The sequence below is a fragment of the Micromonospora sp. WMMD730 genome, from assembly GCF_049178955.1.
Classification (GTDB): Bacteria; Actinomycetota; Actinomycetes; order Mycobacteriales; family Micromonosporaceae; genus Micromonospora; species Micromonospora wenchangensis.
This window is the reverse complement of record NZ_JBMHML010000002.1, coordinates 3,470,480-3,489,791: the sequence shown is the minus strand read 5'-3', so window position 1 is coordinate 3,489,791 and position 19,312 is coordinate 3,470,480. Positions and strand designations below refer to the sequence as shown.

General features: G+C 71.7%; 19 protein-coding genes. 11 read left to right on the top strand and 8 right to left on the bottom strand.

From position 1 onward, the window contains the following. The first annotated feature begins 10 nt into the window (after positions 1–10). The 7 genes from arc to prcA all read left to right on the top strand — a co-directional run bounded on the left by arc (position 11) and on the right by prcA (position 8,273). Positions 11–1,792, top strand: a complete 1,782-nt coding sequence (arc, locus tag ACN265_RS15270; protein ID WP_421408298.1) for a proteasome ATPase — start codon at positions 11–13, stop codon at positions 1,790–1,792. A 151-nt stretch (positions 1,793–1,943) separates the two neighbouring features. Beyond that, the gene (locus tag ACN265_RS15265; protein ID WP_421408295.1) at positions 1,944–4,013 is read left to right on the top strand and encodes a hypothetical protein; all 2,070 of its coding nucleotides are present in this window, start codon (positions 1,944–1,946) and stop codon (positions 4,011–4,013) included. A 58-nt stretch (positions 4,014–4,071) separates the two neighbouring features. Further along, positions 4,072–5,589 (top strand): depupylase/deamidase Dop, encoded by a 1,518-nt coding sequence (dop, locus tag ACN265_RS15260; protein ID WP_421408292.1) that lies wholly within the window; start codon positions 4,072–4,074, stop codon positions 5,587–5,589. 109 nt (positions 5,590–5,698) lie between these two features. Beyond that, entirely contained in the window at positions 5,699–5,911 is a 213-nt protein-coding gene (locus ACN265_RS15255) for a ubiquitin-like protein Pup (RefSeq protein WP_302743503.1), read from the top strand. A 21-nt stretch (positions 5,912–5,932) separates the two neighbouring features. Next, entirely contained in the window at positions 5,933–6,619 is a 687-nt protein-coding gene (locus ACN265_RS15250) for an endonuclease VII domain-containing protein (protein WP_421408289.1), read from the top strand. Then, positions 6,538–7,377: a proteasome subunit beta gene (prcB, locus tag ACN265_RS15245; RefSeq protein ID WP_204924403.1), complete on the top strand. Its 840-nt coding sequence runs from the start codon at positions 6,538–6,540 to the stop codon at positions 7,375–7,377. Before ACN265_RS15250 ends, prcB begins: the two co-directional genes overlap by 82 nt. 62 nt (positions 7,378–7,439) lie before the next feature. Further along, positions 7,440–8,273, top strand: a complete 834-nt coding sequence (gene prcA / locus ACN265_RS15240; RefSeq protein WP_204924402.1) for a proteasome subunit alpha — start codon at positions 7,440–7,442, stop codon at positions 8,271–8,273. A gap of 56 nt (positions 8,274–8,329) precedes the next feature. On the opposite strand, the gene ACN265_RS15235 is transcribed toward prcA, so the two are convergent. Genes ACN265_RS15235 through rfbB form a run of 6 tightly spaced genes read right to left on the bottom strand, consistent with a single transcriptional unit; the run spans position 8,330 to position 13,652 of the window. Then, entirely contained in the window at positions 8,330–9,358 is a 1,029-nt protein-coding gene (locus ACN265_RS15235; protein ID WP_421408286.1) for a glycosyltransferase family 2 protein, read from the bottom strand. Next, entirely contained in the window at positions 9,359–10,669 is a 1,311-nt protein-coding gene (locus ACN265_RS15230) for a lipopolysaccharide biosynthesis protein (RefSeq protein WP_421408284.1), read from the bottom strand. Next, complete coding sequence (locus tag ACN265_RS15225) at positions 10,669–11,370, bottom strand: glycosyltransferase family 2 protein (protein WP_145920205.1); 702 nt, start codon at positions 11,368–11,370, stop codon at positions 10,669–10,671. The genes ACN265_RS15230 and ACN265_RS15225 overlap by 1 nt, the downstream gene beginning before the upstream one ends. After that, the gene (locus ACN265_RS15220) at positions 11,363–11,770 is read right to left on the bottom strand and encodes a DUF2304 domain-containing protein (RefSeq protein ID WP_145920204.1); all 408 of its coding nucleotides are present in this window, start codon (positions 11,768–11,770) and stop codon (positions 11,363–11,365) included. The genes ACN265_RS15225 and ACN265_RS15220 overlap by 8 nt, the downstream gene beginning before the upstream one ends. Then, positions 11,767–12,654, bottom strand: a complete 888-nt coding sequence (rfbD, locus tag ACN265_RS15215; protein ID WP_421408280.1) for a dTDP-4-dehydrorhamnose reductase — start codon at positions 12,652–12,654, stop codon at positions 11,767–11,769. Before rfbD ends, ACN265_RS15220 begins: the two co-directional genes overlap by 4 nt. Continuing rightward, positions 12,651–13,652 (bottom strand): dTDP-glucose 4,6-dehydratase, encoded by a 1,002-nt coding sequence (gene rfbB, locus ACN265_RS15210; RefSeq protein ID WP_421408277.1) that lies wholly within the window; start codon positions 13,650–13,652, stop codon positions 12,651–12,653. The genes rfbD and rfbB overlap by 4 nt, the downstream gene beginning before the upstream one ends. Before the next feature lie 87 nt (positions 13,653–13,739). On the opposite strand from rfbB, the gene rfbA reads away from it, so the two are divergent. The 4 genes from rfbA to ACN265_RS15190 all read left to right on the top strand — a co-directional run bounded on the left by rfbA (position 13,740) and on the right by ACN265_RS15190 (position 16,957). Continuing rightward, positions 13,740–14,657, top strand: a complete 918-nt coding sequence (rfbA, locus tag ACN265_RS15205; RefSeq protein WP_421408274.1) for a glucose-1-phosphate thymidylyltransferase RfbA — start codon at positions 13,740–13,742, stop codon at positions 14,655–14,657. Further along, on the top strand, positions 14,654–15,262 hold the full coding sequence (locus ACN265_RS15200; protein WP_420117802.1) for a dTDP-4-dehydrorhamnose 3,5-epimerase family protein: 609 nt from the start codon (positions 14,654–14,656) through the stop codon (positions 15,260–15,262). Before rfbA ends, ACN265_RS15200 begins: the two co-directional genes overlap by 4 nt. A gap of 83 nt (positions 15,263–15,345) precedes the next feature. Next, positions 15,346–16,704: a Pup--protein ligase gene (pafA, locus tag ACN265_RS15195; protein WP_088646860.1), complete on the top strand. Its 1,359-nt coding sequence runs from the start codon at positions 15,346–15,348 to the stop codon at positions 16,702–16,704. Between the two features lie 55 nt (positions 16,705–16,759). Further along, positions 16,760–16,957 carry a hypothetical protein gene (locus tag ACN265_RS15190; RefSeq protein WP_421408270.1) on the top strand — a complete coding sequence of 66 codons (198 nt, stop codon included), beginning with the start codon at positions 16,760–16,762 and terminating at the stop codon, positions 16,955–16,957. A gap of 83 nt (positions 16,958–17,040) precedes the next feature. Here ACN265_RS15190 and ACN265_RS15185 read toward each other — a convergent pair whose 3' ends face one another. Then, positions 17,041–18,126, bottom strand: a complete 1,086-nt coding sequence (locus ACN265_RS15185) for a DUF3866 family protein (RefSeq protein ID WP_421408268.1) — start codon at positions 18,124–18,126, stop codon at positions 17,041–17,043. A 54-nt stretch (positions 18,127–18,180) separates the two neighbouring features. Next, positions 18,181–19,251, bottom strand: a complete 1,071-nt coding sequence (locus ACN265_RS15180) for a cation diffusion facilitator family transporter (RefSeq protein WP_421408265.1) — start codon at positions 19,249–19,251, stop codon at positions 18,181–18,183. Between the last annotated feature and the right edge of the window lie 61 nt (positions 19,252–19,312).

The following is a 19,312-nucleotide window of genomic DNA, read 5'->3' as shown; positions in this document are numbered from 1 at the left end:
GAGGTGGGACGTGGCACGCAGTGACGACGCGGACTCGCGCGCCGCACGGTGGGAGAAGGAGGCCCACGATCTCTCCACGCAGGTCGCGTTCCTTCAGGAGGAACTCGCTCTGGTGCGGCGCAAGTTGACCGAAAGCCCCCGACACGTCCGGCAGCTCGAAGAGCGGCTGGCGGCCACCCAGGCACAGTTGGCGCGGCTCACCGAGAACAACGACCGGCTCGTGAGCACCCTCAAGGAGGCTCGCGCGCAGATCGTGACGCTCAAGGAGGAGATCGACCGGCTGGCACAGCCGCCGTCCGGCTACGGTGTCTTCCTCGCGCGACACGACGACGGCACGGTGGACATCTTCACCGGCGGACGCAAGCTCCGGGTAGCCGTCTCACCCTCACTGGACGCCGAGGAGTTGCGGCGCGGCCAGGAGGTCCTGCTCAACGACGCGCTCAACATCGTCGACGCGTTCGGCTACGAGCGGGTCGGTGAGGTGGTGATGCTCAAGGAGATCCTCGCGGGTCCCGAGGGCGCTCCGGGCGACCGGGCGCTGGTGGTCTCGCACTCCGACGAGGAGCGCATCGTCTACCTGGCCGACACCCTGATCGGCACCGCGATCAGGGCCGGTGACTCGCTCATGATCGAGCCCCGTTCGGCGTACGCGTACGAGCGGATCCCGAAGAGCGAGGTCGAGGAGTTGGTGCTGGAGGAGGTGCCCGACGTCGACTACACCGACATCGGCGGCCTCCAGTCGCAGATCGAGCAGATCCGCGATGCGGTGGAACTGCCCTTCCTGCACGCAGACCTGTTCCGGGAGCACCAGCTCCGGCCACCGAAGGGCATCCTGCTCTACGGTCCGCCGGGCTGTGGCAAGACGCTCATCGCCAAGGCGGTGGCCAACTCGCTGGCCAAGAAGATCGCCGAGCGGTTGGGTAAGGACCGGCACACCAGCTTCTTCCTCAACATCAAGGGCCCGGAGCTGCTCAACAAGTACGTCGGCGAGACCGAGCGGCACATCCGGCTGATCTTCCAGCGGGCCCGGGAGAAGGCCGGGGAGGGCACCCCGGTCATCGTGTTCTTCGACGAGATGGACTCGATCTTCCGGACCCGTGGTTCCGGTGTCTCCTCCGACGTGGAGAACACCATCGTCCCGCAGCTGTTGAGCGAGATCGACGGTGTCGAGGGCCTGGAGAACGTGATCGTGATCGGCGCCTCCAACCGGGAGGACATGATCGACCCGGCCATCCTGCGCCCCGGCCGGCTCGACGTGAAGATCAAGATCGAGCGTCCGGACGCCGAGGCGGCCAAGGACATCTTCTCCAAGTACATCCTCGCCGGGCTGCCGCTGCACGCCGACGACCTGGCCGAGCACGGCGGTGAGCCACAGGCCACCGTCGCGGCCATGATCGACGCGGTCGTCCTGCGGATGTACTCGGAGACCGAGGAGAACCGCTTCCTCGAGGTCACCTACGCCAACGGTGACAAGGAGGTCCTGTACTTCAAGGACTTCAACTCCGGCGCGATGATCCAGAACATCGTCGACCGGGGCAAGAAGATGGCGATCAAGGAGTTCCTCACCTCCGGGCGCAAGGGACTGCGGCTGCAGCACCTGCTCGACGCCTGCGTCGACGAGTTCCGGGAGAACGAGGACCTGCCCAACACCACCAACCCGGACGACTGGGCCCGGATCTCCGGCAAGAAGGGCGAGCGGATCGTCTACATCCGCACGCTCGTCTCCGGCGGCAAGGGCACCGAGGCCGGCCGTTCCATCGAAACCGCGAGCAACACCGGCCAGTACCTCTGACCGGCCGACCGGGCGGGCCCGCGACGCGATGCGTCGCGGGCCCGCGCGTCTGCGTCACCCACTGTTAACCGCGCCACCCCGCGTGGGACGGGTGGAATGCCGGACTCGTCGTTAGACTTCCCCCACCGCGTAGTCGACTCCGAGGAACCGCGTGCCGCCCGAGCTCTCCGTCGCCGATCCGCCGCTGTCCCCGGCGCTGGATCGCACGCCCCCCACCGTCCCGACGGCCCCGAGGGGCCGCCGCTGGCGGTGGATACCCCTCCTGCTGGCCGCCCTCGTCGCCGCCTGGGCCGTGCCCCTCGCCGGGCACGCCCTGCACCGGGAGTGGCTGCTCCCGCCGGTCGTCCTGGTCGCCACAGCCAGCCTGCTACGCGGTGGCCGCACCCTGCTCGACCGGTTGATGCTCGCGCTCGGCCTGCTGCTCGGCCTGACCGCGATCGCCGGCCTGGTCTTCCCGGTCTGGCCCTGGGGGATGCGGCCGGTGCCGCTGACCGGGATCGCCCTCACCGCGCTGGCCCTCGCCGCCGCCGCGCTGCGCCGCCGACCCCGGCTGCCCCGACCCGGCTGGGCCGACCTGTTCCCGCTGGCCGGCGCCGCCGCCATGGTGGTCTACCTGCGGCAGCCCTGGCAGCGCGCCGCCGACCTCGCCGACCGGCTCACCGTCCTCGGCACGGGCGAGGACAACTGGCGGCACCTGGCACTGTTCGACGCCATGGGCCGCCTCGAGGGCTACACCTTCGTCGACCCGGCCGCCGCCCGGGAGCAGATCACCGCCCAGCTCATCTACTACCCGCAGGGCTGGCACCTGGTCACCGCCCTGCTCGACGGCTTCCTGACCCCCACCGGGCCGCGCGTCGACGCCCTCGTCGCCCACTACTTCGGCTGGACCATCGCCGGCTTCGGACTGTTCACCCTCGTGCTGATCTGGGCGGCCCAACGGCTGGCCGGCCCGATCCACCTGCTGCACCGCACCGTGCTCACCGTGGTCGTCGGCGCGCTGGTGCTCGGCACCCAACTGCCCCGCCTGCTCAACGCCGGCTACCCCACCGAGGTGCTCGGGCTGACCCTCACCGTCCTGATCGCCACCCTGGTCGCCCGGCCCGTCCCCGGCACCCGCGAACAGGTCGTGCTGCTGTGCGCCCTGCTCGCCGCCGTCGGGTTCACCTACTACCTGTTCCTGCCGGCCGCCGCCGTCCTGGTCCTGTGCTGGGTGCTCACCCACTGGCGGGAGGCGCTGCGCCGCTGGTTCACCGTGCTGACGGTCGGCCTGGCCGGGGCCGCGCTCGCCCTGATCGCCCCGCTGCTCGGCGTGCTACGGGCCGGGCAGACCGAGGCGTTGGTCATCGGCTCGTCCCAGGCCGTCGAGGGCTGGCGGGCGCTGATCTGGCTCGGCGGGATCGTCGGAGTGGCCCTGCTCGTGCAGATCGCCCGCACCGACCCGGCCTGGCGACGCTGGCTGCTGGTCGGCGTCGTCGGGGTGGCCCTGCCGCTGACCATCGCGCAGATCAACACCAACGCCGGGGTGGCACCGGGCTACTACTTCGTCAAGGGCACCCACCTGGCCACCGCGCTGCTCATCGTCGGCACCGCCGCGGTGGTCCGGTTGCTGCCGGTGCCCCGGCCCGGCCTGAGCTGGCGCGGGGTCGGCAGCACCACGGCCGGGGTGCTCGCCGCCGCCCTCACCATGACGGTCGCGGTGGCGCTGTGCGGCGTCACCGGCTGGCACCGCAGCCTGCTGGTGGTCGACGAGCAGACCTGGGCGCAGCGCTGGGTCCACCAGGACCTCACCCTGCCGTCCCGGGTGGCCTGGGTGTGCGCCGACGCCCAGCAGCGCTACCCGGAGGTCCCGGGGACCACCACCCTGGTCATCGACCGGGGGCCGGTGCGCTCCTATCTCATCTCGCTGTGCCTGTCGGCGCTGCACGGCACCACCGCCGCCACCGACCCCGGCATCTACAGCCTGCCGTTCCTCGAACCGGACCGCACCGACATCATCGTGCGCCGGGTGGCCGGCCCGGTCCGGTTCATCACCTCCGATCCCAAGGGGGAGCGCCGGGTGCACCGGATGCTGCGCGACGAACCCGCGCTGCGGCACCGGTTGAGCTGGGTGCCGCTGACCGTCCCCGAGTGCGACGTGGCCCCCTCCGACGAGCCGCCCCCGCCGACCCCGGAGACGGCGACACCCGACCCGGCCGAGGCGGCATGCCCCCTTCCCCGGTGAGGCGGACTACGCTCGACGTGACGGCGGACCGGGTGAGGCGAGCGGAGCGGGTAGGTCGATGAGCGTCAGAAGGATCATGGGCACCGAGGTCGAGTACGGGATCTCCGTGCCCGGCCAGGCCGGAGCAAACCCGATGGTCACCTCGTCGCAGGTGGTCAACGCGTACGGCGCGCGCCCGGAACTCAACCGGGGCGGCCGGGCCCGCTGGGACTACGAGGAGGAGTCGCCGCTGCGCGACGCCCGCGGGTTCACCTACTCCGGGGCCGCCTACGACCCGGCGGAGGCGCTCGCCGACGAGGATCTCGGCCTGGCCAACGTGATACTCACCAACGGTGCCCGGCTCTACGTCGACCACGCCCACCCGGAATACTCCACACCCGAGGTGACCAACCCCCTCGACGTGGTGCGGTGGGACAAGGCGGGGGAGCGGGTGATGGCCGAGGCGGCCCGGCGGGCGGCCACCATCCCCGGCACCCAGCCGATCCACCTCTACAAGAACAACACCGACAACAAGGGTGCCAGCTACGGCGCCCATGAGAACTACCTGATGCGGCGGCAGACCCCGTTCGCCGACATCGTGGCGTACCTGACGCCGTTCTTCGTGACCCGGCAGATCGTCTGCGGCGCGGGCCGGGTCGGCATCGGGCAGGACGGCGGGCAGAGCGGCTTCCAGATCTCCCAGCGGGCGGACTTCTTCGAGGTCGAGGTGGGGCTGGAGACCACCCTCAAGCGGCCGATCATCAACACCCGCGACGAGCCGCACGCCGACGCCGACAAGTACCGCCGGTTGCACGTCATCATCGGCGACGCCAACCTGTCGGAGATCTCCACCTATCTCAAGGTGGGCACCACCGCGCTGATCCTCACCATGATCGAGGAGAAGGCGCTCGGTGCCGACCTGGGCATCGCCGACCCGGTCGCCGAGTTGCGGGCGGTCAGCCACGACCCGTCCCTGACCCATCGGATGCGGCTGCGTGACGGCCGGCGACTGACCGCCCTGGACCTCCAGTGGGCCTACTACGAGCGGGCCCGTTCCTTCGTGGACGAGCGGTACGGCGCGGACGCCGACGCGCAGACCCTGGACGTGCTGGAGCGCTGGGAACGGGCGCTGGACCGGCTGGGCCGGGACGTGTTCCTCTGCGCCGACGAGTTGGACTGGGTGGCCAAGCTGCGGCTGCTGGAGGGCTACCGGGAGCGGGAGAAGCTGGGCTGGGGCTCGCACAAGCTCCAACTGGTCGACCTCCAGTACTCCGACGTCCGGCCGGAGAAGGGCCTCTACCACCGGCTGGTGACCCGGGGCTCGATGAAGACCATGCTGGACGACGAGCAGACCCGCCGGGCGATGACCGAGCCGCCGGAGGACACCCGGGCCTACTTCCGGGGCCGCTGCCTGGCCCAGTACGCCTCCGAGGTGGTCGCGGCGAGCTGGGATTCGGTGATCTTCGACGTGGGCCGGGAGTCGCTGGTCCGGGTGCCGATGATGGAACCGGAGCGGGGCACCCGCAAGCACGTGGGCGCGCTGTTCGACAGGTGCGACACCGCCAAGGACCTGCTGGAGACGTTGACCGGCGGCTGACCCGACCGGTGACGGTGGCCCGTCGTGCGTCGGATGCCGGCGCGCGGCGGGCTTTTCGTCGCCTCCGCGAGGTAAGTTCATCGCAGACGATCGTGGAGGAGGCAGCGAGATGGCTTCACAAGAGGGCGGCCAGACCCAGTCGGGCAAGTCGCACCAGGCCGAGGAGATCGACGACGTCACCACCGAGGTCAACCCCGAGGTCGCCGAACGGCACGCCGAGATCACCGAGGACGTCGACGACCTGCTCGACGAGATCGACTCGGTCCTGGAGGAGAACGCCGAAGAATTTGTCAGGGGTTATGTACAAAAAGGAGGTCAGTGAACAAATCGGCTCAAAACGGACATGCCGCTCCCGCTGGATGACCAGAACGGCCGTCGTCGTTGCCGCGACTGCGGGGAATGGAAGCCGCTCGTTGAGTTCTGTGCGAGCAGCAAGCGTCCCAGCGGTCGTGGCAGCTACTGCAAGCCTTGCTTCAACACCCGTTCGAAAGCCAGTTACGCCAAACGGATCAGGGAGCAGCATGGCCGAGAGGTGAGGGCCACCCGGGAAGTTCCGGAAGGTCATCGCTTCTGCGCCGACTGTGGAACCGTCAAGCCTGTGGTCGACTTTCCCCGTAACCGGGCCGACGGTACGGGCTATGCCACGTACTGCAAGCCCTGTCACAACAGCCGGACAAGGGAAGTCAGGCAGCGGCTCTACGGCGGCAGTCGCGAGTACCACCTGCGCCGCCGCTACGGGATCGGCGAAAAGGAGTTCCAGGAGCTGCTCGCCGAGCAGGGCGGCGTCTGCGCCGTCTGTGGCGCGGAAGATCCTCAACATGTGGACCACGATCACCGCACCGGATGGGTGCGCGGGATACTCTGCTTCAACTGCAACGGTGGTCTTGGCCAGTTCCGTGACAGTCCCACGAGACTGGCCAGGGCGATCACGTACCTGAGAGGAACCACGTGGCAGCGGGCTTTGATCCATCCGGGCGTCTACCAGATGTGTTCACCAACGCGGGGACGTCCTCCTTCACCTCGTTCCTGAGCAGGGTGGCCCCCGAGATGCTGCCCGGCCGACGGCCGCTGCCGCCGGGCATGGCCGCCGACCTGGCACCCCACGCCACCACCATCGTGGCCATCTCGGCCACCGGGGGCGTGGTGCTGGCCGGCGACCGCCGGGCCACCATGGGCAACCTGATCGCGCAGCGCGACATCGAGAAGGTGCACCCCGCCGACGCGTACTCGCTCGTCGGCATCGCCGGCACGGCGGGCATCGGCATCGAGCTGATGCGCCTGTTCCAGGTCGAGCTGGAACACTACGAGAAGATCGAGGGCGCGATGCTCTCCCTCGACGGCAAGGCCAACCGGCTCGCCGCGATGATCCGGGGCAACCTCGGCGCCGCCATGCAGGGGCTCGCGGTCGTCCCGCTGTTCGCCGGGTTCGACCTGGCCGCCCGGGACCCCGCCCGGGCCGGGCGGATCTTCAGCTTCGACGTCACCGGCGGCCCCTACGAGGAGACCGGCTACGACGCGATCGGCTCCGGCTCGCTGTTCGCCAAGTCGGCGTTGAAGAAGCGCTACCGGGCCGGCCTGTCCGTCGACGACGCGACCCGGCTCGCCGTCGAGGCGCTCTACGACGCCGCCGACGACGACACGGCCACCGGTGGACCGGACCTGACCCGGCGGATCTACCCGGTGGTGATGACGGCGACCGCCGAGGGCACCCACCGGCTCACCGAGGCCGAGACGGCCACCATCGCCGAGGCCGTCGTCGCCGGGCGGATGGAGAACCCGGGCGGCTGACGCCGTCCCCACCCCCCACCAGCCCCAGTCGTCAGCACAGCGCCAGAAGGAGAACCGCCGCCGTGGCCATGCAGTTCTACGCCTCGCCCGAGCAGATCATGCGCGACCGCTCCGAGCTGGCCCGCAAGGGCATCGCCCGGGGGCGCAGCGCGGTGGTCCTGAGTTACACCGGCGGGGTGCTCTTCGTCGCGGAGAACCTCTCCAGCGCCCTGCACAAGGTCAGTGAGATCTACGACCGGATCGGCTTCGCCGCCGTCGGCCGGTACAACGAGTTCGAGAACCTGCGCCGCGCCGGGGTGCGAATGGCCGACCTGAACGGCCTGAGCTACGACCGGCGCGACGTGACCGGCCGGGCGTTGGCCAACGCGTTCGCGCAGACCCTCGGCGCGATCTTCACCGAGCAGTCCAAGCCGTTCGAGGTGGAGATCTGCGTGGCGCAGGTCGGCGCCACGGCCGACGAGGACGAGCTGTACCGGCTCACCTACGACGGCTCGGTCAACGACGAGCCGGGCCGGATGGCGATGGGCGGTCAGGCCGAGGCGATCACCGGCGTGCTCAAGTCCGAGCACCGCCCCGACATGTCGCTCAGCGAGGCGGTCAGGGTGGCCATGAAGGCGCTGAGCAGCGTCGGCGGCGAGGGTGGTGCGGCCCGGACGATCGCCCCCAACCAGCTGGAGGTGGCGGTCCTGGACCGCAACCGGGTGGGGCGTACCTTCCGGCGGATCACCGGCGCGGCGCTCACCGCGCTGCTGGAGGGTGACGCGGCAGGTGACGCCGCGCCGGCCGACGGCCGGGCCGCGACCCCGACGGTGCCGACGGAGGAGGCGCACAAGCCCACCACCTCGGCCGGCTCGGCCGACCTGGAGGGTCAGCCCCAGGAGAAGCCGGAAGCCTGACGCGGACGCAGACAGGGGGCCGGGGTGCGCACCCCGGCCCCCTGGCGTGTCGACGGTCAGCGGGTGCGCAGCAGCGGCTTCGCCAGCGCCCAGTAGCCGGCGGCGATGACGTTGAAGATGCCCATCCCGGGCGGAGACTCGACGTTCGACGGGTCGACCTTGGCGGTCATCAGCTCGGCGATGATCCCGTCGGGGACCGTCCGCTCCTGCTGGAGCTGTCGACGTCGGGCCCGCACCCAGGCCCGGTTGGTCCACAGCCAACCCCAGCCGCGCGTCTTCTCCCGCGCCCAGCCGCCGAGCAGCGCGGCCACCAGCATCGCCGCCTCGGTGAGCAGCAGCATGGGGGCGAGCACCACGAGCGTCCGCGTCTCGTACGCGGTGAGCAGCGAGATCAGCCGGTTGCGTTCCAGCAGGTAGTGCTTGAGCTTGTTGCGGGAGAACTCGTAGTGGTGCACCACCACGGCGTCCGGGACGTACTCCTGGCGTAGTCCGCGCTGCCACAGCCGTAGGCTGATCTCGGTGTCCTCGTGGTAGGCGAAGTATTCGGCGGCGAAGCCGTCCAGCTCCCGCCAGAGCGCCCGGTTGATCACGAAGCAGCAGCCGCTGATCGACGGCACCGTGGTCCGTCGGGCGTGCGCGCTGGCGGGCTGGCCGTTGCCGCCGGCCCAGGACAGCCCGATGTAGTGCAGCGGGTTGCCGGAGGTGTTGATCAGGTCGGGGTTCTCGGCGAGCCGGATCGAGGCCATCACCGCGCCCACGCCCGGCTCACCGGCCACCGCCACCGTCCGGGCCAGCGCGTCGGGGGCGACGACGGCGTCGGAGTTGACGAAGGCCAGCCACTCACCGGTGGCCTCGGCGGCACCGACCCGGCAGCCGCCGGAGTAGCCGGTGTTCTCCTCCGGCCGGACCACCCGTACCCCGGCGAAGCCCTTGACCACGTCGATGCCGTCACCGGTGCAGCCGTTGTCGACCACGATCAGCTCGATCTCGACGTCGACGCTGGCCAGCACGGCACGGGCGGCGTCGACGAGGTAGGGCTCGGCGCCGTAGGCGAGCATCACCGCGGACACCTGGGGGCGGGACATCTACAGACCTCCGGAGACGCCGGTGGCCACCACGTCGTCGAGCGGCCGGCCGGGGGTGGGGGTGGCCGGGCGGGTGCCCCGGCGCAGCAGCAGGACGGCCATGGTGGCGGCCACCACGACGGAACCGACGGCGTAGGCCAGTTCGACGCGGAGCGCGACCGGGGCCGGGACGACCGTGACGGCGAGCAGGGCGGCCACCCCGATCGTCCAGGAGACGGCCTGGGCGCGGTGCCGGTCGAGGGCGAGCAGGGCCTGGCCGAGCACCATCGCCCACAGGTAGGCCAGGGTGCCGACGGCCAGCCAGGCGAAGTCGCCGTGGCCGAGCACGCCGGGGGCGTCGAAGAGCCGTTGCACGAGCCACGGGCCGAGCGCCACCGCGCCGATCGCGCCGGCGACGCCGAGGGCGGTGACCACGCCGAGCGCCCGGCGCAGCAGGCCGTGGAAGCCGGCGATGTCGCCGGTGGTGGCGGTGGTTGCCAGGCCGGGCAGCAGCGACGCCTGCATCGAGCCGAAGACGAACAGCGGGATGCGTACCAGCACCAGGGCGGAGAGCAGCGCGCCGGCGGTGGCCACGTCGGCCGGGTCGATCAGCCGGGCGTTGATCACGCCGACGTTGACCACGACCTGGGAGAGCAGGCTGGAAACGGTGAGCAGGCCGAGGCCGCGCAGCAGGGTGCCCCAGGCCACCGGGAGGCCGCCGCCGACGGCCCGCAGCACCGGCGGGAGGGTCACCAGCACCGACAGCAGCGGGGCGACGACCAGCACCGCGCCGTACCAGACGGGGTCGGTGACGCCGCTGACGCCGAGCCCGGCGACCAGCGCGATACGCAGCCCCCCGTCGACGCCGAGCTGGGTGCCGTACCAGGGGAAGAGTTGCAGGCCGGACAGCACGCCCCGGGTGGTGTAGGCGACGGCCATCGCGACCAGTGCGCCGATCAGCACGGCGACCATGGTGCCGTCACCGGCGAACAGCCGGTCGGTGAGCGCCTGGTAGCCGGCCAGGGTGGCCACGACCAGCAGCGTCAGCACGGCGGCGGCGACGACCGCCCCCCGGGACAGCACCGGCCCCGGGGGGAGCCCCTGGCTGCGGCGGGCGGCGACGACCCGGGCCACCTCCTGCTCGACGGGGATGAACACGCCGATGCCGAGGGTGAACACGATCGACCAGAGCACCGACAGCGAGGAGTAGTCGGCGAGGTCGAGGGCGTGCCCGGCCACCGCGAGGTGCACGTAGGAGGCGAGCCCGAGCAGGGCGAGCCCGCCTCCGACGGCGAGGGTGCCGGGCGGGACGAGGTTGAGCAGCCGCCGCATCACCGGCGGATGAGCGCCAGCGTGAGCACCGCGAAGGCCCGGCCCAGGTAGATCATCGCCTTGGCGGGGGAGTGGCTGGGGGTGCCCGCCATCCGCTTGCGCATCGCCACCGGCACCTGACGGATGCGGTAGCCGCGCCGGGCGGTGTGCACCAGGGTCTCCACCGTGTCGCCGAGGTACTCCGCCGGGTACCAGCCGGCGAACATCTCGATGACCCGCCGGTTGGCGGCCCGGAACCCGGAGGTGGTGTCGGTCAGCCGGGTCTTGGCGACCCGGGAGAGCACCCCGGACAGCATGACCATCGCCCAGCGCCGGGGTCCGCGTACGGAGTAGTCGCCCTCGCCGGCGAACCGGGCGCCGATGACCAGGTCGTTGTCGTCGAGCAGGTCGACCAGCTTGGGCACGTACCGGGGGTCGTGCTGGCCGTCGGCGTCGATCTGGATCGCCACGTCGTAGTCGTTGTCCCGGGCGTAGCGGTAGCCGAGGCGCATCGCGCCGCCCACCCCGAGGTTGTACGGCAGCTTCGCGACCCGGGCGCCGGCGGCGGCGGCCACCGCGGCGGTCCGGTCGGTGGAGCCGTCGTCGACCACCAGCACGTCGACGCCGGGCAGTTCGCCCCGGACCTCGCCGACCACGTCGGCGATCGACCCGGACTCGTTGAGTGCCGGGATGATGATCAGGACACGCTTGCCGTTAACCATCGTGGGACACCAGTTCGTCTCGGGTGGCTGCGGTGACCTGCGCGCCGTCGGCGAGCCGGGCGGCGCGCTCCGCGTCGATCTGCGCGCGGAGCAGGGCGAAGTCCTCGGCCAGGGTGCGGGTCTCCTCCTCCAGCGCGCTGACCTCCCAGCTCAGGTGCACGCAGACCAGCAGCAGGAAGACGATGCCGAGGAAGAGCACGAGGCTGACGCCGGAGACCACGCCGAAGAAGCCGGCCACGTTGTCCAGCAGGCGGGGGAACAGCGACAACGGGATGACGATGACCAGCACGCCGAGCCAGAGCATGCCGTACTTCTCGCGGAGCTGCCGGCGGCGCAGCAGCTCGACGATCGTGGCGAGCAGGATCAGGCCGGTCAGACCGGTGACGAGGGTGAGCTTCATGCGACCTTCCACGGGGTGGGTGCAGTCGGGGAGGCGAAGGCGTCGGACAGCGCGTCGTGCCAGTCCGGCAGCGGGGGCAGGCCGGCCTCGGCCCACCGGTCGTGCCCTAGCACACTGTACGCGGGTCGTGCGGCCGGACGCGGAAACCGGTCGCTGGTGGTGGGTCGGACCCGGTCCGGGTCGAGCCCGGCCAGCGTGAAGGCGGCGCGGGCCAGCCCGTACCAGGTGGTCCGGCCGGTGCAGGTGCCGTGGTAGGTCCCGGCGGGGGCACGTCCGGCCAGGGCCGCGTCGGCGAGCGCCACCAGCCGGGTGGCCAGCGCGTACGACCAGGTGGGCTGGCCCTGCTGGTCGTCGACCACGTCGAGGTGCTCCCGGGTGGCGGCCAGGCCGAGCATGGTGGTGACGAAGTTGCGGCCGTGTGCCCCGTAGAGCCAGGCGGTCCGCACCAGGTAGCCGGTTTCGGGGAGGAATCGGACCACGGCCCGCTCCCCGGCGAGCTTGCTGCGGCCGTAGGCGTTCATCGGGTCGGTGGGGGCGTCCTCGGCGTACGGGGTGTCGGCGTCACCGGCGAAGACGTAGTCGGTGGAGACGTGCACCAGCCGTGCGCCGTGCTCGGCGCAGGCGCGGGCCAGGTGGGCCACCGCGTCGCCGTTGACCGCGGTCGCCGCCGCCTCGTCGCGTTCCGCCCCGTCGACGTCGGTCCACGCGGCGGTGTTGAGCACCACGTCGTGTCCGGCGACGGCGGCCCGGACCGCCTCGGCGTCGGTGACGTCGAGGTCGGCGCGGGTGGCGGCGGTCACCGTGAGGTCGCCCCGGGTGGCCAGCACCGCCAGCAGGTCCCGGCCGAGCATGCCGCCCGCGCCGGTGACGAGCACCCGGGTCATGCGCCCGACGCCTTCTTCAGCGGCTCCCACCAGGCCCGGTTGTCCCGGTACCAGGCGACGGTCCGGGTCAGGCCCTCGTCGAGGTCGATGCTCGGGGCGTACCCCAGCTCGGTGTTGATCTTGCTGATGTCCAGCGAGTAGCGGCGGTCGTGACCCTTGCGGTCGGCGACCGGGACGACCCGGTCCCAGCCGGCGTCGCACGCCTCCAGCAGCCGCCCGGTCAGCTCCTTGTTGCTCAACTCGGTGCCGCCGCCGATGTGGTAGACCTCGCCGGAGCGCCCGGCGTGCGCCACCATCGCGATGCCCCGGCAGTGGTCGTGCACGTGCAGCCAGTCCCGGATGTTGCCGCCGTCGCCGTAGAGCGGCACGGTGCCCCCGTCGAGCAGGTTGGTCACGAACAGCGGGACGACCTTCTCCGGGAACTGGTACGGCCCGTAGTTGTTGGAGCAGCGGGTGACCACCACGTCCATCCCGTGGGTCCGGTGGTAGGCCAGCGCCAGCAGGTCGGAACCGGCCTTCGAAGCCGAGTACGGCGAGTTCGGGGCCAGCGGCCAGGTCTCCGTCCAGGAGCCGGAGTCGATCGAGCCGTACACCTCGTCGGTGGAGACGTGCACGAACCGGCCGGTGCCGTGCCGCAGCGCCGCGTCCAGCAGGGTCTGGGTGCCCAGCACGTTGGTGGTGACGAACGGCGCGGCACCTTCGATCGACCGGTCGACGTGCGACTCGGCGGCGAAGTGCACGATCACGTCCTGGCCGGCGACGACCTCGTCGACGGTCGCCGGATCGCAGATGTCGCCCCGGACGAACCGCAGCCGGGGGTCGTCGCGCACCGGGGCGAGGTTGTCCAGGTTGCCGGAGTAGGTCAGCTTGTCCAGCACGGTCACCGTGGTGGGCTCGACGGCGGGCACCCCGGACGCGTCGCCGCCGGGTACGCCCAGCAGCATCCGTACGTACTCCGACCCGATGAATCCGGCTCCGCCGGTGACGAGAATCCTCACGGGGACGGAAGTGTACGCGCACCGGCCCGCTGTCCCGGGGACATGACCCCGGTGTCCGGTTCGCGCCGGTCCCGGTAGGCTCCCCCGGTGCGTGGAATCCTTCTCGCTGGTGGCACCGGGTCCCGGCTGTGGCCGATCACCCGGGCGGTGTCCAAGCAGCTGATGCCGATCTTCGACAAGCCGATGGTCTACTACCCGCTGTCGACGCTGGTGATGTCCGGGGTGCGGGAGATCCTCGTGATCACCACCCCGGAGGACCAGAGCCAGTTCCAGCGGCTGCTCGGCGACGGCAGCCAGTGGGGGCTGCGGCTGGAGTACGTCGCCCAGGCCCGTCCGGAGGGCATCGCGCAGGCGTTCGTGCTCGGCGCGGACTTCATCGGCGACGACTCGGTGGCGCTGGTGCTGGGTGACAACATCTTCCACGGCGTCGGCCTCGGCCGGCAGTTGGCCGACAACGGCGACCTCGTCGGCGGCCGGGTCTTCGCCTACCCGGTGGCCAACCCGCAGGCGTACGGCGTGGTCGACTTCGACGCCGACGGCCGGGTGCTGTCGATCGAGGAGAAGCCGGCCCGGCCGAAGTCCCGCTACGCGGTGCCGGGACTGTACTTCTACGACAACCGGGTGGTCGAGATCGCCGGCAAGCTCACCCCGAGCGCCCGGGGCGAGCTGGAGATCACCGCGGTCAACGAGGCGTACCGGGAGGCCGGTGAGCTGTCGGTGACCGTGCTGGACCGGGGCACCGCCTGGCTGGACACCGGCACGTTCACCTCGATGATGCAGGCCGGCGAGTTCGTCCGGGTGATCGAGGAACGGCAGGGCATGAAGATCGGCTGCGTCGAGGAGGTCTGCTGGCGGGCCGGCCTGATCGACGACGACCAGCTCCGCGCGCTGGCCGAGCCGCTGACCAAGAGCGGTTACGGTGACTACCTGCTGGGCCTGCTGGCCGACAAGCACGACGAGGCGGTGCTGCGCGCGGCACAGTCGTCAACGGAGGGAGTGCGGTGAAGATTCGCCCGCTGAGCATCGAGGGCGCCTGGGAGGTCACCCCGCAGCAGCACGGCGACCCGCGCGGCCTGTTCATGGAGTGGTACCGGTTCGACCACCTCGCCGAGGCGGTCGGCCACCCGCTGCGGCTGGCCCAGGCCAACCTGTCGGTCTCCGGCCGGGACGTGGTGCGCGGCATCCACTTCGCCGACGTCCCGCCCGGCCAGGCCAAGTACGTCACCTGCGTCCGCGGCGCGGTGCTCGACGTGGTGGTGGACCTGCGGACCGGCTCGCCGACCTTCGGTCGCTGGGAGGGCGTCCGGCTCGACGACACCGACCGGCGGGCGGTCTACCTGGCCGAGGGGCTGGGGCACGGCTTCTGCGCGTTGACCGACGACGCGACCCTGAGCTATCTCTGTTCGACCACCTACAACCCGACCGGGGAACACGCGGTGCACCCGCTCGACCCGGAGTTGGGCATCGAGTGGCCGGTCGAGGTGCCGCAACTGTCCGCCCGGGACGCGGCGGCACCGACGTTCGCGCAGGCCCGGGCGGCGGGAATGCTGCCGGATCACGCCGCCTGCCAGGCGTTCGTGGCCGGGTTGGGGCCGGCCGGGGCGGCGTAGCCGGACGGGATCCGGGCGACCGGAGCACACTACCTGTGCTGTGACAGTGACGAACCGACCCTCCGGGCGGCTAGTGTCACATCATGGAGCGGCGAATCTTCGGCCTCGAGACCGAGTACGGCGTCACCTGCACCTATCGCGGGCAGCGGCGGCTGTCCCCAGACGAGGTCGCCCGGTACCTGTTCCGCCGGGTGGTGTCGTGGGGACGGTCGAGCAACGTGTTCCTGCGCAACGGGGCCCGGCTCTACCTGGACGTCGGGTCGCACCCGGAGTACGCCACTCCGGAGTGCGACTCGGTCACCGACCTGGTCGCCCACGACCGCGCCGGTGAACGCATCCTGGAGGGCCTGCTCGTCGATGCGGAGAAGCGGCTGCACGACGAGGGCATCGCGGGTGAGATCTACCTGTTCAAGAACAACACCGACTCGGCCGGCAACTCGTACGGCTGCCACGAGAACTACCTGGTGTCCCGGCACGGTGAGTTCGGCCGGCTCGCCGACGTGCTCATCCCGTTCCTGGTCACCAGGCAGTTGATCTGCGGCGCCGGCAAGGTGTTGCAGACCCCGCGCGGGGCGGTCTACTGCCTGTCCCAGCGGGCCGAGCACATCTGGGAGGGCGTCTCCTCGGCGACCACCCGCAGCCGGCCGATCATCAACACCCGCGACGAGCCGCACGCCGACGCCGAGCGCTACCGGCGGCTGCACGTCATCGTCGGCGACTCCAACATGAACGAGGTCACCACGCTGCTCAAGGTCGGCTCGGCCGACATCGTGCTGCGGATGATCGAGGCGGGCGTGGTGATGCGCGACCTGTCGCTGGAGAACCCGATCCGGGCCATCCGGGAGGTGTCGCACGACATCACCGGCCGGCGCAAGGTGCGCCTCGCCTCCGGCAAGGAGGTCAGCGCCCTGGAGATCCAGCAGGAGTACCTGGCGCGGGCCACCGAGTTCGTGGAGCGTCGCGGCGGCGACCAGACCGCCAAGCGGGTGGTGGAGCTGTGGGGCCGGGTGTTGAACGCGGTGGAGAGCGGCAACCTGGACCCGGTGGCCCGGGAGATCGACTGGGTGAGCAAGCTCCGGCTGATCGAGCGCTACCAGCGCAAGCACGACCTGCCGCTGTCGCACCCCCGGGTGGCGCAGATGGACCTGGCCTACCACGACCTGCGCCGGGGCCGGGGCCTGTACGGGCTGCTGGAGCGGCGCGGCCAGGTGGACCGGGTGGCCACCGACCCGGAGATCTTCGAGGCCAAGGAGACCCCGCCGCAGACCACCCGGGCCCGGCTGCGCGGCGAGTTCATCAGGCACGCCCAGGAGAAGCGGCGCGACTTCACCGTCGACTGGGTGCACCTGAAGCTCAACGACCAGGCGCAGCGCACCGTGCTCTGCAAGGACCCGTTCCGGGCGTACGACGAGCGGGTGGAGCGGTTGATCGCGAGCATGTGACCAGGGGGCCGGCGGTCGGTGACGGCCGCCGGCCCACCGGTACGCTGGCGGGGCGATGAACGATTCCGAATCCGCCGACCGCGAGCGCGGCGACGCCCAGCGGCTCAACTGGATCGACCGCCGTCGGGCGAAGATCCGCGACGAGATCGCCCGCAACCGCCGGGGCGAGTACACCGTGCCGACCTGGGTGCTGACCGTGGCGCTGGTCGTCATCGTGGTCGGCTGGCTCGCATTGATCTTCCTGGTCGGCTGACACCGTTCCGGCCCCGGCTTCGCCGGGACGTCGGGTCAGCGGTGACGGTCGCGCAGACCGCGCCGCTGGCCGATGCCGGCCGGTCAGCCGAGCAGCGCGGCGGCGTGCCGGCCGGCGGCCGCCGCCGCGAGGAAGTAGGCGTGGTCGGCGTCCAGGCCCCGGCCCATCGTGGACAGTCGCACCGGCAGGGCCCGCAGCGCGGCGTCCAGGCCGGTGGTGTCGACCCGGACCAGGGTGTGCCGGTCGGCCAGCGGGGCCAGCGCGGCGTCCACCCGGGCCGCCAGCTCCGGCGGCAGGCCGGCCGGCACCACCAGCTCCGCCGGGGCCAGCGCCACCCGGCCGTACGCGGTGAGGCTGTGGTGTGACACCCCCTGGTGCCGGGGGCGGGCGTCGGCGTCGGAGATCCGCAGCGACCCGACCGGCCGGCCACCCAGCACCGCCACCGCGTTGACCGCCTCGCCGACGGCGACGCCGGAGAACCCCCACCGGGTGCCGGTGCCCAGGTTGCCCGGCCCCTGCGCGACGATCGCCACGTCGGCGCGGAGCACGTGTCGGGCGGCCAGCAGGCCGGTGTGCAGGGTGGCCGCCTCCAGGTCCCCGCCGAACGCCTGCCCGACGCTGACCGTGCCGACCAGCGCGTCACGCAGCTCGTCGAGGGTGCGGGAGAACCAGGCCGGCAGCGCACCGCCGTCGGTGAGCAGGTACGCCACCCGGGCCCCGGGGGAGTCGGCGTGGATGCCGGCGAGGATGGCCGGCAGGGCGGAGTGCAGGTCGGCGGTGACCACCGGCAACCCGTCCAGGTCGTCGACGGCGGCGAGCAGCGCGTGGTGCGGCGACGCCTCCTCGTCGACCCCGAGCATGATCGGCTGCAACGGGGTGTACCGCGCCTTGACCAGGTGCCCGGCGTCGCGGGTGTCGCCGGCCTGCGGCGGGTCGGCGGGCAGCCGGTCGGGCAGGGCGACCACCAGGGCGTACCCGCCGGTGCCGAGGCCCATCAGCAGCGCGCCGGCGTTGAGCAGCACCCGGTCGCCGGGGACGGGGTCGCCGACCAGTTCCGGATAGGCCAGCGCGCGCATGGTGGCCCCGTCGGGCAGGGCGACGTCGAGTTCCACCGCGCCGGCCCACCGTCGCCGTACCGCCGTGACCGTCCCGGACCGCCATCGCACCATGCCCGGCACGCTATCGCCGGCCGCCCGGCCGGCCGCGTGCGGGGCCGCCTGCGGTCAGCGCCGGCCGTCGGCCTCCTGATCGGACGGCCCGTCGGGTGGGCGCGCGTCGGCGGCCGGGCCGGGGTACGCCGTGTCGAGCGGGGCGTCGCGCACCGGGCCGGGCTCCTGCTGGGTCCGCCGGGCGTGGCGGCCGGCGCCGGGCAGGGACCGGGTGGGGTCGAGGAAGACGTACCCGATCTCCGGGTAGCGGTCGGTGAGCCGCCGTTCGGCCTCGTCGGCGTCGGCCTCGATGTCGGCCCCGGTCGCCTCGTCCCGGAAGTCGACCTTGGCGGCCACCAGGATGTCGTCCGGGCCGAGCTGCATGGTCAGCAGCGTGTCGACCCGGTCCACCGTCGGCAGGCCGGCCAGCTCGCGTTCGATCTCGTGGTGCAGCCGTTCGGGCACCGCCCGGCCGACCAGCAGCGAGATGTTGCTCTTGGCCAGAATGGCGGCGACGACGAGCAGCAGCAGGCCGATCAGGATCGAGGCGACACCGTCGAACAGTTCGTCGCCGGTCCACTGCGACAGGCCCAGCCCGACCCCCGCGATGAGCAGGCCGATCAGGGCGGCGCTGTCCTCCAGGAACACCGCCTTGACGGTGGTGTCGGCGGTCAGCCGCAGGAACCGGCGCGGGGTGGTCCCCCAGCGGCGGGACTCGCCGCGTACCTGGCGTACCGCGCGGGCCAGCGACACCGACTCGATGGCGAAGGAGACCGCCAGCACCACGTACGAGATCAGGTAGTCGCCGCTGTGCTCGTGCACCAGAATGGTGGTCACACCGTGGGTGATCGCGAAGCCGGCACCGGCCACGAAGGTGAACAGCGCGGCCAGGAACGCCCAGACGTAGCTCTCCTTGCCGTACCCGAACGGGTGCCGGACGTCGGCGGGCCGGGCCCCCCGGCGCAACGCCAGGTAGAGCAGCACCTCGGTGGTGGTGTCGGCGACCGAGTGGGCCGCCTCGGAGAGCATCGCCGCCGAGCCGGAGATGATCCCGGCGACCAGTTTCGCCACCGCGATGGCGAGGTTCGCCGCCCCGGCCACCACCACCGTGCCGACGCTCTCGCTGTTGCCTTCGGCCTCCGCCATGCGGTCACCGTAAGTCCGCCGGGCCGCCTGCGCTGGGCGGCGGGGTGTCCGTCACGCCACA

Bases quoted from the DNA above. Each gene is read 5' to 3' on its own strand.
- dop (WP_421408292.1), top strand. From the start codon at position 4,072: ATGAGCGTCAGAAGGATCATGGGCACCGAGGTCGAGTACGGGATCTCC.
- ACN265_RS15255 (WP_302743503.1), top strand. From the start codon at position 5,699: ATGGCTTCACAAGAGGGCGGCCAGACCCAGTCGGGCAAGTCGCACCAG.
- ACN265_RS15250 (WP_421408289.1), top strand. From the start codon at position 5,933: ATGCCGCTCCCGCTGGATGACCAGAACGGCCGTCGTCGTTGCCGCGAC.
- ACN265_RS15235 (WP_421408286.1), bottom strand. From the start codon at position 9,358: ATGTCCCGCCCCCAGGTGTCCGCGGTGATGCTCGCCTACGGCGCCGAG.
- ACN265_RS15230 (WP_421408284.1), bottom strand. From the start codon at position 10,669: ATGCGGCGGCTGCTCAACCTCGTCCCGCCCGGCACCCTCGCCGTCGGA.
- ACN265_RS15225 (WP_145920205.1), bottom strand. From the start codon at position 11,370: ATGGTTAACGGCAAGCGTGTCCTGATCATCATCCCGGCACTCAACGAG.
- ACN265_RS15220 (WP_145920204.1), bottom strand. From the start codon at position 11,770: ATGAAGCTCACCCTCGTCACCGGTCTGACCGGCCTGATCCTGCTCGCC.
- rfbD (WP_421408280.1), bottom strand. From the start codon at position 12,654: ATGACCCGGGTGCTCGTCACCGGCGCGGGCGGCATGCTCGGCCGGGAC.
- pafA (WP_088646860.1), top strand. From the start codon at position 15,346: ATGGAGCGGCGAATCTTCGGCCTCGAGACCGAGTACGGCGTCACCTGC.
- ACN265_RS15190 (WP_421408270.1), top strand. From the start codon at position 16,760: ATGAACGATTCCGAATCCGCCGACCGCGAGCGCGGCGACGCCCAGCGG.
- ACN265_RS15185 (WP_421408268.1), bottom strand. From the start codon at position 18,126: ATGGTGCGATGGCGGTCCGGGACGGTCACGGCGGTACGGCGACGGTGG.
- ACN265_RS15180 (WP_421408265.1), bottom strand. From the start codon at position 19,251: ATGGCGGAGGCCGAAGGCAACAGCGAGAGCGTCGGCACGGTGGTGGTG.